The organism is Sphingobacterium sp. MYb388 (assembly GCF_037479535.1).
In the GTDB taxonomy this organism is placed as follows: domain Bacteria; phylum Bacteroidota; class Bacteroidia; order Sphingobacteriales; family Sphingobacteriaceae; genus Sphingobacterium; species Sphingobacterium anhuiense.
The window spans coordinates 240,384-253,136 of sequence record NZ_JBBGYV010000004.1; the positions used below are offsets into that span (position 1 = coordinate 240,384).

The window sequence follows — 12,753 nt, forward strand, 5'->3', positions numbered from 1 at the left end:
TAGCTATACAAAATGCTCATCATGAAGATAAGCGAATGAAAAGTAGTCAACTAAGACTTTATCGTAAAATTATGCGAGCTGGGGCGGTTGCCAAATACTAGAGTAATCAAACGAATATAAATTGGTTTCGTACGCAATTTTTCGTTTTGATTCTAGTAATACTATAATAAAGGAAATGGTATTTGTTTGTTCGATATTCAATACAGTAGAACAACAAGAGCAGATGCAAAAAGGTGAGCAATAGTCCTGATGTTCATCAGAATGACCCTTATCTTGCGTTCCGGTTATGTGTATAGCCGTGGCCTCCTGCACTTGGTCTGCACAAGGAACCATCGTTAACCCGATGAAGTATAAGCATAATATATAGACGAATATCTTCAAATTTATCGATTGAATCTACTACAAAAATAATAAATTAATCAAGAATATGAAATTAAACGGCTATTTTTAATTTTCACACATAACTGTAAGTTTTTATAAAAAAAATGTAATGAAATAAGATTAATTTTTATATATTAGCAATTCAAAAGGGAAAATTTACTATAATACATGTCAAACACTTTTAACGAATTCATAAATTACGTTGAGAAACGCAATCCGAATGAACCAGAATTTCTACAAGCTGTACAAGAAGTTACAGAGGATTTAATTCCATTTATTTCTAAAAGTCATCCAGAATTACTTAAGCTGAAAATTTTAGAAAGATTAGTTGAACCTGAGCGCGTTATTTCTTTTCGCGTTGCTTGGTTAAATGACAAGAACGAGGTTGAAATCAATAGAGGTTACCGCGTGCAGATGAGTAGTTCTATAGGTCCATATAAAGGTGGATTACGTTTTGCTCCTTCTGTCAACTTAAGTATCTTAAAATTTTTAGCTTTTGAACAGGTGTTCAAAAATAGTTTAACAGGTTTACCTATAGGTGGCGGTAAAGGCGGTGCAGATTTTAATCCGAAAGGAAAGTCAGATGCTGAAATCATGCGTTTCTGTCAAAGCTTTATGACCGAGCTGTTTAGACATATCGGTCCGGATACAGATGTACCAGCTGGAGATATCGGCGTTGGAACACGAGAAATTGGTTATTTATTTGGCCAGTATAAAAGATTGCAAAATGCATTTACAGGCGTATTAACAGGCAAAGGAAGTTCTTGGGGTGGATCTTACACGAGACCGGAGGCTACTGGTTATGGTTTACTTTATTTTGTTGAATGCATCTATGATTTCAATAATCAGGATTTAAAAGACAAAATCGTTGCTATTTCAGGTGCTGGAAATGTAGCGTATTACGCTGCTGAGAAATCAATCCAATTAGGTGCTACGGTAATTACGCTATCAAATAGTCAAGGAACAATCTATGATGAAGAAGGAATTACTTCTGAAAAATTAGCGTACATCGGAACTATCGGACGTGATTTAGATCAATATGTGGTTAAATATCCGAATGCAAAGTATTTTACAGACAAAAAGCCTTGGGCGTTTAAATGTGATATTGCGCTACCTTGTGCTACTCAAAATGAGCTAACAAAAGAGGATGCGTTAACATTAATTGCTAATGGCTGTCAATGTGTAGCTGAAGGTGCTAATATGCCTTCAACAGCAGAAGCTATCAAAGTCTTCCACGATGCGAAAATTAGTTTTGCACCAGGGAAAGCTGCTAATGCAGGCGGTGTAGCTGTATCTGGCTTAGAAATGTCGCAAAATTCTATTCGCCAACAATGGACTAAAGAAGAAGTCGATTGTAAACTAAAAGATATCATGGTTAATATTCACAAAACTTGTGTTAAATATGGTCATGACAAAAATTACATCAATTATTTAAAAGGTGCAAATATTGGGGGATTCCTGAAAGTTGCCCGAGCAATGACTGAACAAGGCATCGTTTAATTTAACGTTGTATTTTTTCCATATAAACGGTTAATCCCTAAGTGGGATTAACCGTTTTTTTATTTACTTTGTAAAAAATAGCAACATGAGAATATTAGCAGAATTACCACATCCTGATTGTAAGATATCCATCTTTGGTATGAATCAAAAGTTCATCATTAAGTTTGAACAAGGGACATTGGAACAGTCATATAAGATTGCAGAAACCGATATCGTAGGCGGTGTGAATGGTGTCTTCGAATTACTGGATGAAACCTTTATCGCGGAAGTGTTAAACCACTTCAGTATCATGCGTAAATCCTTTATTGTTGCCTTTGATCGATATGATTCATAGGTTAATAAATTTGATACAAATTACTTATTATCAATTCATTAGAAATTTATAACATCTAAAACAAAATTAAATTTGGTCATAAGGTATGCGTATTTCAGCATTTTCTACAACATAGCTAATTTAGTTGTACCTTGAGTATATGTAATCTATGTAAAGTATTGTAAAACAAAGAGATACATAAGTCCGCAAAATATAATTTGGTTTAATAAATAAGTGCTTTTAACAAAAAAAAGGATATCCGACTGGATATCCTTTTTTTTACGTTAGCTATTTATTTTTCAAAAAATCATCTATTTCGGCCGGAACCATTTGAGCAATGGAGCCCTTATTTTTCCAGACATCCCGAACGATAGTCGAAGAGATATGGGCAAGTCCACTCCTGCTCATCAAGAAATAAGTTTCGATCTGCGGAGCTAACAATAAATTGTTTTGTGCAATGCTATTTTCAAATTCAAAGTCAGCAGTATTGCGAAGTCCTCTTAGCAAGAAATTGGCGCCGACCTTTTTACAGAAATTAATCGTTAACCCTTCAAATGAAACGATTTCAATTGCCGGATGATCTTTGAAAACAGCCTGGATCGTATATAACTTGTCTTCTACAGTTAATAAGCCCTGTTTGGCACTATTTACTCCAACTGCGATATAAATCTTATCAAAAAGAGGTAAAGCACGCTCAACTAAGTCTTGATGTGCTAATGTAAAAGGATCAAAGGATCCTGCAAAAACCGCAATCTTCATAATTTAAATAGTATAAAATGAAAATGATGAATATCCATACTTCCGTTTTTCAATAAAATTTGGATGTGGATCCATTTCCCGGGTGGAAGGATGTTCAATAATCAATAAGCCTTCTTTATCCAAAAGTACGCTATCTAAAATAAGGTGTGCCAGCTGCGGCAGTTTTGGAATATCATATGGTGGATCAGCAAAGATAAAATCAAACTTACCTTTGGCTGTTTGAATATACTTGAATACATCTGCTTTTTTAGCTTTTATAGTGGATATGTTCATTTTCTTTGCTGTATCCGTAATATATTGAACGCATTTAAAATGCAGGTCTACTGATTCAACTGAAGCTGCGTATCGAGAAGCTAATTCAAAACTGATATTACCAGTACCTGCAAATAAATCTAAACAATTCAGTTCATCAAAATCCAGTCGGTTTTGTAGAATATTAAACAAAGCCTCTTTTGCGATGTCTGTAGTTGGTCTTACTGGTAAGTTTGTGGGTGGATTAAGACGTATACCACCATATTGCCCTCCTATTATTCGCATAGTATCGCGTCAAATAATGTATTATATTTTTTAAAATTGATTCCTTCGATATCCTTATTGATATGAGCCTTACTTTTAGATTCTAAGTGCGCTATGGTTGTCGAATATCTTTCTAAACATTTACGATAGGTATCGTTAGGTATTTCACCTGATACCAATACTTTAGAAACTTGATCAGTTAGTGAAAATTGTTGTATAATATTTAAAATGTAGTAATTTAAATCATCTGCAAAATGCACATCAAAAGAATTATACAACATGAATTGCCCATTTTGAAACAAGTATAGATCTACCAAATGATCGGATACAAAATGTACACCTAAAACGGAACCTCTAATTGGAACAAGATCTTGCGCCTGATCTAATATAATGCAGAACTCAGGGAAAATTTCTGCATCAGGGAAAAGCGCTTTCCATCTATTATATAAGATGAGATCGTATTCAAATACGGCAACAATTCCCAAATTTTTCATTTCATAGGTGTGAATATGATTGGGAACATGTTCTACCAAGTATGGTGCATATTCGCTTAATCGATCTTCTTGAAAAACCTCCTTAGGAATGAATGTTAAACTTTGATGAGGAATGACCACCTTAACATATCGAAAAGGTAAACTTAGGATTTGAGTAGCATCCAATTTTGGGTTTTCGGCGTCATATTCTAGCAACAGATTCAGATTTAACTGCTTGTCCGTAACTGCAATTACATCTTTGCTAAAACCCGCTTTCGCAGATAAGGTGTATTCTGGCAAAAAATGGATATTAAACTTCTCCGATATATAATTCATATTTATGCTTTCCAAATTCAATTATTAAATTGTACAACCTAACAAAATTAACTTTTCTAAACGATAAGACAAACCTTTTAGATAACTTTGATGGTGCTTATTAAAGATTTATTGATCCAACGCTTTCCTTGGACAGCGACTCCGCAACAAAATTCTGTTTTTGAACTGTTAGCTCAATTTCTGAGTTCTTTTCATACGCAAGATTGTTTTGTATTAAAGGGCTATGCCGGAACAGGTAAAACAACGATCATTTCCGCTCTAGTGAAAACCCTTCCTTATATCAAGAAGAAAGCGGTCTTGCTTGCTCCTACGGGTCGAGCGGCAAAAGTAATGAGTTTCTATTCGGGTAGACCTGCACTGACCATCCACAAGAAAATATACCGTAAGAAAAATGCGGTTTCTTTTCAGCTGGATTTCACTTTAGCTGAAAACCTGCATGAAGATACATTATTTATTATCGATGAATCTTCCATGATATCGAATGAAAGCGTCAACATGTTTTCGAAAAGCTTATTGGACGATCTTGTGAAATATGTACGAAGCGGTAAAAACTGTTCGATCATGTTTGTGGGTGATACCGCCCAGCTACCGCCGGTGGGTCTGTGGGAAAGTCCTGCTCTTAATCCGGCTTATTTAGAGCATGAATTTTATTTTCACCCTTATACCTTCGAATTGACAGATGTTGTTCGGCAACAGAAAAGTTCTGGAATTCTTTTTAATGCGACAAAGATCCGTCAGGAAATAAATCTTGAAGAGCTGGAAGGCACCTACCCTTTCCCTAAATTCATAACAAATGGATTTAAAGATATTTACCGAATGACAGGTGAACGTTTAATTGAGGGAATTAATTATGCATATGATAAGTTCGGAGTCGAAAATACAATGATAATCTGTCGTTCCAATAAGTCTGCTAACTTATACAATCAGCATATCCGTAACCAGATTCTATTTCGAGACGAGGAGATTACAGGTGGGGATCATATCATGGTCGTACGCAATAATTATTTTTGGCTTCAAGATAATGGGATTGAAAATGGCTTTATTGCTAATGGTGATATGGCGAAAATAAGAAAAGTAAGCAACGTGCATGAGCAACATGGATTTCGGTTTGCGGATATTACTCTTGAATTTATGGATACTCAAAATCAAGAACCAATAACCTGCCGTGTTATTCTGGACAGTCTCTATACAGACAGTCCTAATCTTCCTTATGAGGAACAGAAAAAACTGTACGAGGCAGTGGCGCTGGATTACGAAGATATTTTCTTAAAACAGGACCGACTGGAAGCGATTAAGAAAGATCCCTATTATAATGCGTTACAGATAAAATTTGCTTTTGCGATTACCTGTCACAAGGCTCAGGGTGGACAATGGCCAGCTGTTTTTGTCGACCAAGGCTATTTGACAGATGAAATGTTGACTACCGAGTTTTTAAGGTGGCTATATACTGGAATTACCCGGGCTACAGAAGAGCTCTTTTTAGTCAATTTTAATGAAAAGTTCTACTCTTAGGGCTCTTTAACTAAAATTTTACAAGACTTGCTTCTTTCTCATGTGATTACTTAATACTTTTGATTTATAAATTTCACATAAAACTAAAGAATGAATAAGATTTACTTATTCTTAGGACTGTTGCTATCATGTTTTTATGCTACAGCCCAAGAATCAACCTCACCACCTAAAGCAAACTACCTGTTAGCGTCAAAATTTTCGCCAGATAGGCTTAAGAAAATGATTTTTTCTACTACGGTTAAACCAAATTGGATAAACTTTTCTGATCGCTTCTGGTACGATTTCACTACACCTCAAGGAAAAAACTGGTACCTAGTGGATCCTGCTGCCAATAAAAAAGAAACACTTTTCGATAATGAAAAATTAGCGGCACAAATTACGAAGATTGTAAAAAATCCATTTGATGCTCAACATCTGTCTCTTCAGAATTTAAGATTTACAAAAGATGAGAAGAAAATCAGATTTGAGGTTGCCAGTACGAAAGATACAGTAAAGTCCAAAGAAGAGATTGAGAAGCTGAAAGTGAAAACTGACACGATAAAAAAGAAGCTTTTCTATCTGGAATATGATCTGGCAACACAGAAAGTCATTGAGCTAAGCGATAAATCAAAAGAGAAACAGCCTTTATCATGGGCAACCTTCTCTCCTGATACCAATACCGTCTACTTTGCTAAGGACTTTAATTTGTACTGGATGGATCGCGCCAATTATGAAAAAGCGGTTAAGAATGAAAAAGATTCAACAATTGTAGAACATCAGATCACTAAAGATGGCGTACAATATTATGCTTGGGCGGGTGATGAATATAGCACCACTACAGGCGACGATAAGAAAGATGAAGATCTTGTGAAGCGCAAGCGTGTATGGATGAACTGGTCTCCTGATGGTAAGCATTTTGTTATTACACGTAAAGATAACAGAAGTTTAAACCCATTATGGGTGATTAATAACGTAGGAAGTAAACGTCCTACTTTAGAGACCTATAAATACCAGATGCCAGGTGAAATAGATTCTACGGAAACTCAAATGTTCATCTTCAAGGCTTCTGATAAAACTTACAAACAGATAAAAGTTGATGCTTTTAAAAATCAAACGATAAGTAATTGGTCTAAAACCACAGATAAAAATAGCTACAAGGGTGATTATTTTATCAATTACTGGTTAGGGTCAAATGAGGCATTTTACATCGCACGTTCTAGCCGTGATTTGAAACGTATCGATTTGGTTAAGGTTAATATAGACGGCTCAATTAAAGTGTTAATTGAAGAGAGATCTAACGTTTATCAGGATATCAAAAAGCCTTTATTAATTAATAATGGTGCTGAGTTTATCCATTGGTCACAACGTGATGGCTGGGGACATTTTTACCTGTATGATAATCAAGGTAATTTGAAACAGCAGTTGACAAGTGGATCTTTCAATTGTGAAGAAATTACAGGATCTGATATGGCAACAAGAACGTTGTATTTCACGGCTAATGGTCGAGAAAAAAATGAAGATCCGTATTATTTACATCACTACAGTGTGGGCTTTAATGGTGGAAATCTAAAATTATTAAACCCAGGAAACTTTGATCATCAGGTTGATGTCAGTGAAAGTTCTCGTTACTTTGTTAATAATTTTTCTAGGGTAAATACGATTCCAGAAATCGCTTTATACCATACAAATGGTAAGAAATTAATGACCTTAGAAAAGGCGGATCTATCTTTACTTTTTGCTGCTGGTTATAAGTTTCCGCAACCATTTAAAGTAAAAGCTGGTGACGGTATTACTGATCTATATGGTGTTATGTATAAACCATTTGATTTTGATAGCACCAGAACTTATCCCATTGTGGAATATATCTATCCTGGACCACAAACGGAGGCTGTAAATCAGTCTTTTGGTAGAAGCATGGATAGAATTGACCGATTAGCACAATTTGGCATGATTGTCATTACAGTGGGTAACCGTGGTGGTCATCCTGCTCGATCACAATGGTACCATACATTTGGCTATGGTAACTTAAGGGATTATGGATTGGAAGATAAAAAGGCCGCTGCTGAACAATTGGCAGACCGCTACAAGTTTATTGATATCAACCGTGTTGGTATTACAGGACATTCGGGTGGTGGATTTATGTCAACTGCAGCAATGTTGGTATATCCTGATTTCTTCAAAGTAGCTGTTTCTGGTGCTGGAAATCATGAAAATAACATCTACAACAGATGGTGGAGTGAAAGACATCATGGTGTAACGGAGAAAATTAGTGCCAAAGGCGATACTACATTTGCTTATCAGATCGATAAAAATACAGACTTAGCAAAAAATCTTAAAGGTAAGCTTCTGATTGCAACTGGTGATATTGATAATAATGTACACCCGGCTAATTCTATTAGAATGGTGAACGCTTTAATCAAAGCAAATAAGCGTTTTGACTTCTTGCTTTTACCTGGTCAACGTCACGGATTTGGTGATATGACAGAATATTTTTTCTGGAAAATGGGTGACTATTTTGCAGAATACCTAATCGGTGATTCAAAAATTGAAGAAGTCAATATGACTGAAATGAATAGAGAAATACCGTTGAGTAGATAATCAATGATTACAAAACAAAAATTAGAAATTTTTTCCGCTATCTATACTCAGTATCAGGTAGCGGATTTTTCTTTGGATATTTTACAAGGATTATCTTTACTTGATCTTTTGGCGCTGTCCACATATGAAGCGGATAAGCAACTTGCCTTTAGAAGCGCCTGGATGTTCGAGACCATTGTTTTAAAAGATAAAGCCTTGCTTGACAAGCGTAACTACCAAATGCTGATTAAAAATCTGACAGATTTAAATAATTGGAGCTGCGCTAGAAGTTATAGCAAAGTATTAATGTACATCACCTCTCCAAAAGTAAATCATATCCGCTTGTCTGATGAAGAATATGATTGCATAATTGACGTCTCTTTCAAATGGTTAACTGATCCAAGTTGTCCGGTTGCTGTAGCTGCAAATTGCATGGATATTTTAGATCAAATGAGTAAAAAATATGCGTGGGTTAAAGAAGAACTTTATGCACAGGTCGAATATTTATTGAGAATAAACCCTACTCCAGCGATTAAAAGCAGGAGTTTGAAAATTTTGAAAAAGTACATCAAATAGGTTAAACTAAAATGCTATGACTTGCTTTCGCTCTCTTATCTTCAAGATTTAAGAGATGTCCACCATCATCATAGCATTTAATTACTATTTTTCAGATAACTCTAGCACTAAAATAGTGTATGACCTTTATGTGAATATGCTCGCCCTAGGTGTCTAAAAGCAGCTTCAGTACATTCTCTCCCTCTCGAAGTTCGCATTAAATAACCTTCTTGAATAAGAAAAGGTTCATAAACTTCTTCAATTGTACCTTCATCTTCTCCTACGGCAGTAGCAATGGTTTTTAAACCAACAGGACCTCCTTTAAATTTATCTATGATGGTGGTCAGAATACGATTATCCATTTCATCTAAACCATTTTCATCCACGTTTAGGGCATTAAGTGCATATTTTGCTATCTCTCGCTCAATAGAACCTGTTCCTTTTATTTGTGCAAAATCCCGTGTTCTTCTCAACAGGGCATTGGCTATACGCGGTGTTCCTCTGCTTCTTCTTGCAATTTCATAGGCACCTTCATCTGTAATGGGTGTTTTTAGGATATCTGCAGATCTCAGTACTATGGTGGTCAATAACTTAACGTCGTAATATTGTAATCGCGCATTAATCCCAAATCGCGCACGTAATGGAGATGTTAATAGTCCTGAACGTGTTGTTGCTCCAATTAAGGTGAATGGGTTAAGCGATATTTGCACAGATCGTGCATTTGGTCCGGTCTCCAACATGATATCGATCTTGAAGTCTTCCATTGCTGAATAGAGGTATTCTTCAACAATCGGGCTTAACCGGTGGATTTCATCTATAAATAAGACGTCACCCTCTTCCAGATTGGTCAGTAATCCCGCCAGGTCACCGGGTTTATCCAGAACGGGTCCTGAAGTAATTTTAATACCTACGCCCATCTCATTGGCGATAATATTGGAAAGTGTCGTTTTACCCAATCCTGGAGGGCCATGAAGTAATACATGATCCAAAGACTCACCTCTTAATTTTGCAGCCTTAACAAAAATATTAAGATTCTCTAAAATTTTCTCCTGTCCCGTAAAGTCCTCAAAAGCCTGAGGTCGCAATACACGTTCAATGTCTCTGTCTGTATGACTTAAGTTTTCCGCATTTGGATCTAAGTGTTCATTCATTTACGCTTTCCTTTCTTCAATTTAATTATACTTTCTCGTCCAACTTGAAATCTTTAGTTGAATAACACCAAAAAAAGCTTCTTTAAAAATACTGGTACTCATTTTTGAAGTACCTTCTGTCCGGTCTGTAAAAATAATCGGTACTTCGACCACATTAAACTTATATTGTATCGCCGTAAATTTCATTTCTATCTGAAAGGCATAGCCCACAAATCGAATTTTATCAAGCGGTATACGCTCAAGAACTTTCCGTCTAAAACACACAAAACCGGCTGTAGCATCTTGGATATTGATTCCGGTGATAAACCGTACATAAACAGATGCGAAATAGGACATCAAAACCCTATTCATCGGCCAATTAACGACATTGACCCCTTTGATATAACGAGATCCGATACTCATATCTGCACCATCTAAGCAACTTTGTCTTAAACGAATTAGATCTTCAGGATTATGGCTAAAATCTGCGTCCATTTCAAAAATAAACTCATATTCTCGTGCTAATGCCCATTTAAAACCATGGATATAAGCAGTGCCAAGTCCTAATTTCCCTTTGCGTTCCTCAATGAACAAACGTCCTCTGAATTCCGCTTCAAGCGATTTTACGATTTGTGCAGTCCCATCTGGAGAACCATCATCAACGATTAAAATATGAAAAGGTACTGAGAGTGAGCATACTTTGCGAATTATTTTTTCAATATTCTCTTTCTCGTTATATGTAGGTATGATAACTAAACTATCGGCCACTTTAAAAACATTTTGTGTGTGGTAAAGTTACTAATTTTATTGGGATTTTGACGTGCGTTTAATTGGTATAATGAGGTGTTCTGCAAAATAAAAAAGTCCACTATTTTGCAATAGCAGACTTTTATTAACCAATTATAAACTTAAATTATGAGACTACAAATATAGGATAAAGGAATGGTAAACCAAACTAATTTGCGGGTTGATGCGTCTTGATAACACAAAAATTACAAATACAGCGATTAGCGATCGACTTCGCCTAATACGATGTCCATAGAACCCAATATAGCGATCAGATCCGCAATTAAGGTTCCTTTTCCTAATTCAGGTAAAACGGAAAGATTGTTAAAACTCGGACCTCTTGCTTTCACACGCTTAGGAATGTCTGTCTTTTCTTGTGTTACAAAGTAAAATCCTAATTCACCTTTCGGATTTTCTGCTCTTACATAATAGTCCTGTGCTTTTAAATTCACCTTTTTAGGTACAAGTGCTCGTGGGTCAAATGTATCTGTACGCGGAAATTCTTTTAATAGTCTTTCCAAACATTGTTCGATAATCTTAACAGATTCTTTTACTTCATCGACCCGGATTTTGTATCGGTCCCAGCAATCTCCGAGCGCTCCCATCTCTCCTTTTCCAACAGGGATTTCGAAATCAATTTCTGGATAAACAGAATAACCGTCAATTCTTCTCAGATCCCATTTGATTCCTGAAGCTCTTAACATCGGACCAGAAACACCATAATTGATCGCGACATCTGCAGGCAACACACCAATATTTGCTGTTCGGGATATGAAAATCTGGTTCTCGGTCAACAGTTCATCGAGTTCGACCAATTTTGGTTTAAAATAAGTTACAAATTCAGCACACCTTTCTTCAAAACCTACCGGTAAATCGTAAAATAAGCCTCCAACCCAAATGTAATTATAGAGCATGCGTGAACCGGATACCCATTCAAGCATATTCATGATATGCTCCCGATCTCTAAAACACCACATAAACGGCGTAAATGCACCTATATCAATTCCATAGGTACCGATACCAATTAAGTGCGATGCTATTCTATTTAATTCGCAGACCAGAACACGTATATATTCAACTCTTTTTGGTATTTTATCGTCGATACCGAGCATGCGCTCTACCCCCATTACAAATGCATGGCTATTATTCATCGATGATAAATAATCCAGACGATCTGTAAATGGAATACTTTTACCATAATTCATTGATTCCGCATGTTTATCAAAACAGCGATGCAAATAGCCTAAATGTGGAATGACTTCTTTTACAAGCTCTCCATCTGTAATCAATTGAAGCCGAAGCACGCCATGGGTAGATGGATGTTGCGGGCCCATATTAATAATCATTTCTTGAGAGCCAATGCTATCTAAATGTTGTTGGTATTTTTCTAAAGCTGCAGTATACTTCGTATGCGACATATTTTTGGTTATCCAGTTCTTATTTTATTTAATTGCTATGCCATGATAACTTTCAGGGTCTTGATAATCCTTTCTTAAGGGGTATCCTTCCCAGTCATCAGGGAGTAGAATACGTCTAAGATCAGGATGATTCGTGAAAAATATGCCCATGAGATCAAAAGCTTCCCTTTCATGCCAATCTGCAGTTTTCCACACTGCGGCTAATGATGGTACTTCGGGTAATTGCTGTAAATCACGATCATTTGCAACGGCAACTTTTAACACCAAAGTGTGTTGGTATGGTATAGAGGTCATATGATAAGTTACCAAAAATCCAGCATCACCTAAATCAACTGCCGCAATATTATTTAAAAAATCAAAATAGAAGCCTTCTTGATCCCTCAGGTAATAACAGATTTGTTCTAAAAATGCTTTATTAACAAATAAAGCAGACTGCAAACCCGATTCCTCAATTTTTTCGATAGCCTCTTCCCCGAACTGCGCAGTTATTGATTTTGAAATTTCCTGTATATTCATAT

At 36.1% G+C, this 12,753-nt stretch carries 13 protein-coding genes; 5 read left to right on the forward strand and 8 right to left on the reverse strand.

Annotation, left to right across the window (positions count from 1 at the left end; translation table 11 throughout):
* Positions 1–69: 69 nt before the first annotated feature.
* Positions 70–381: a DUF6660 family protein gene (locus WH188_RS26345; protein WP_409049524.1), complete on the reverse strand. Its 312-nt coding sequence runs from the start codon at positions 379–381 to the stop codon at positions 70–72.
* Between the two features lie 168 nt (positions 382–549).
* On the opposite strand from WH188_RS26345, the gene gdhA reads away from it, so the two are divergent.
* Positions 550–1,881, forward strand: coding sequence for an NADP-specific glutamate dehydrogenase (gene gdhA, locus WH188_RS14800; RefSeq protein ID WP_021188209.1), 1,332 nt, complete (start codon positions 550–552; stop codon positions 1,879–1,881).
* Between the two features lie 85 nt (positions 1,882–1,966).
* Positions 1,967–2,215 (forward strand): hypothetical protein, encoded by a 249-nt coding sequence (locus tag WH188_RS14805; protein WP_021188210.1) that lies wholly within the window; start codon positions 1,967–1,969, stop codon positions 2,213–2,215.
* A 267-nt stretch (positions 2,216–2,482) separates the two neighbouring features.
* On the opposite strand, the gene coaD is transcribed toward WH188_RS14805, so the two are convergent.
* The 3 genes from coaD to WH188_RS14820 are packed head-to-tail and all read right to left on the reverse strand — an operon-like array spanning position 2,483 to position 4,278.
* Positions 2,483–2,953, reverse strand: a complete 471-nt coding sequence (gene coaD / locus WH188_RS14810) for a pantetheine-phosphate adenylyltransferase (RefSeq protein ID WP_339424258.1) — start codon at positions 2,951–2,953, stop codon at positions 2,483–2,485.
* 3 nt (positions 2,954–2,956) lie between these two features.
* Positions 2,957–3,490, reverse strand: coding sequence for an RsmD family RNA methyltransferase (locus WH188_RS14815; RefSeq protein WP_339424259.1), 534 nt, complete (start codon positions 3,488–3,490; stop codon positions 2,957–2,959).
* The gene (locus WH188_RS14820) at positions 3,481–4,278 is read right to left on the reverse strand and encodes a DUF3822 family protein (protein WP_021188213.1); all 798 of its coding nucleotides are present in this window, start codon (positions 4,276–4,278) and stop codon (positions 3,481–3,483) included. Before WH188_RS14820 ends, WH188_RS14815 begins: the two co-directional genes overlap by 10 nt.
* Before the next feature lie 93 nt (positions 4,279–4,371).
* On the opposite strand from WH188_RS14820, the gene WH188_RS14825 reads away from it, so the two are divergent.
* From WH188_RS14825 to WH188_RS14835, 3 genes are all read left to right on the forward strand, one after another.
* The gene (locus WH188_RS14825) at positions 4,372–5,790 is read left to right on the forward strand and encodes an ATP-dependent DNA helicase (RefSeq protein WP_339424404.1); all 1,419 of its coding nucleotides are present in this window, start codon (positions 4,372–4,374) and stop codon (positions 5,788–5,790) included.
* 90 nt (positions 5,791–5,880) lie between these two features.
* The gene (locus tag WH188_RS14830) at positions 5,881–8,367 is read left to right on the forward strand and encodes a S9 family peptidase (protein ID WP_339424260.1); all 2,487 of its coding nucleotides are present in this window, start codon (positions 5,881–5,883) and stop codon (positions 8,365–8,367) included.
* Between the two features lie 3 nt (positions 8,368–8,370).
* Positions 8,371–8,922: a hypothetical protein gene (locus tag WH188_RS14835; RefSeq protein WP_315395443.1), complete on the forward strand. Its 552-nt coding sequence runs from the start codon at positions 8,371–8,373 to the stop codon at positions 8,920–8,922.
* Between the two features lie 107 nt (positions 8,923–9,029).
* Here WH188_RS14835 and ruvB read toward each other — a convergent pair whose 3' ends face one another.
* From ruvB to WH188_RS14855, 4 genes are all read right to left on the reverse strand, one after another.
* Positions 9,030–10,052, reverse strand: coding sequence for a Holliday junction branch migration DNA helicase RuvB (ruvB, locus tag WH188_RS14840; RefSeq protein ID WP_132768238.1), 1,023 nt, complete (start codon positions 10,050–10,052; stop codon positions 9,030–9,032).
* 21 nt (positions 10,053–10,073) lie between these two features.
* A complete protein-coding gene (locus WH188_RS14845) occupies positions 10,074–10,799 on the reverse strand; it encodes a polyprenol monophosphomannose synthase (RefSeq protein ID WP_132768240.1) in 726 nt (241 codons plus the stop codon).
* A gap of 239 nt (positions 10,800–11,038) precedes the next feature.
* Complete coding sequence (locus WH188_RS14850) at positions 11,039–12,235, reverse strand: NADH-quinone oxidoreductase subunit D (protein ID WP_132768242.1); 1,197 nt, start codon at positions 12,233–12,235, stop codon at positions 11,039–11,041.
* Between the two features lie 24 nt (positions 12,236–12,259).
* The gene (locus WH188_RS14855) at positions 12,260–12,751 is read right to left on the reverse strand and encodes an NADH-quinone oxidoreductase subunit C (protein WP_021188221.1); all 492 of its coding nucleotides are present in this window, start codon (positions 12,749–12,751) and stop codon (positions 12,260–12,262) included.
* Between the last annotated feature and the right edge of the window lie 2 nt (positions 12,752–12,753).

What these genes read in the sequence shown, in the direction of transcription:
- gdhA (WP_021188209.1), top strand. Translation starts at nt 550, where the DNA reads ATGTCAAACACTTTTAACGAATTCATAAATTACGTTGAGAAACGCAAT.
- WH188_RS14805 (WP_021188210.1), top strand. Translation starts at nt 1,967, where the DNA reads ATGAGAATATTAGCAGAATTACCACATCCTGATTGTAAGATATCCATC.
- coaD (WP_339424258.1), bottom strand. Translation starts at nt 2,953, where the DNA reads ATGAAGATTGCGGTTTTTGCAGGATCCTTTGATCCTTTTACATTAGCA.
- WH188_RS14815 (WP_339424259.1), bottom strand. Translation starts at nt 3,490, where the DNA reads ATGCGAATAATAGGAGGGCAATATGGTGGTATACGTCTTAATCCACCC.
- WH188_RS14820 (WP_021188213.1), bottom strand. Translation starts at nt 4,278, where the DNA reads ATGAATTATATATCGGAGAAGTTTAATATCCATTTTTTGCCAGAATAC.
- WH188_RS14830 (WP_339424260.1), top strand. Translation starts at nt 5,881, where the DNA reads ATGAATAAGATTTACTTATTCTTAGGACTGTTGCTATCATGTTTTTAT.
- WH188_RS14835 (WP_315395443.1), top strand. Translation starts at nt 8,371, where the DNA reads ATGATTACAAAACAAAAATTAGAAATTTTTTCCGCTATCTATACTCAG.
- ruvB (WP_132768238.1), bottom strand. Translation starts at nt 10,052, where the DNA reads ATGAATGAACACTTAGATCCAAATGCGGAAAACTTAAGTCATACAGAC.
- WH188_RS14850 (WP_132768242.1), bottom strand. Translation starts at nt 12,235, where the DNA reads ATGTCGCATACGAAGTATACTGCAGCTTTAGAAAAATACCAACAACAT.
- WH188_RS14855 (WP_021188221.1), bottom strand. Translation starts at nt 12,751, where the DNA reads ATGAATATACAGGAAATTTCAAAATCAATAACTGCGCAGTTCGGGGAA.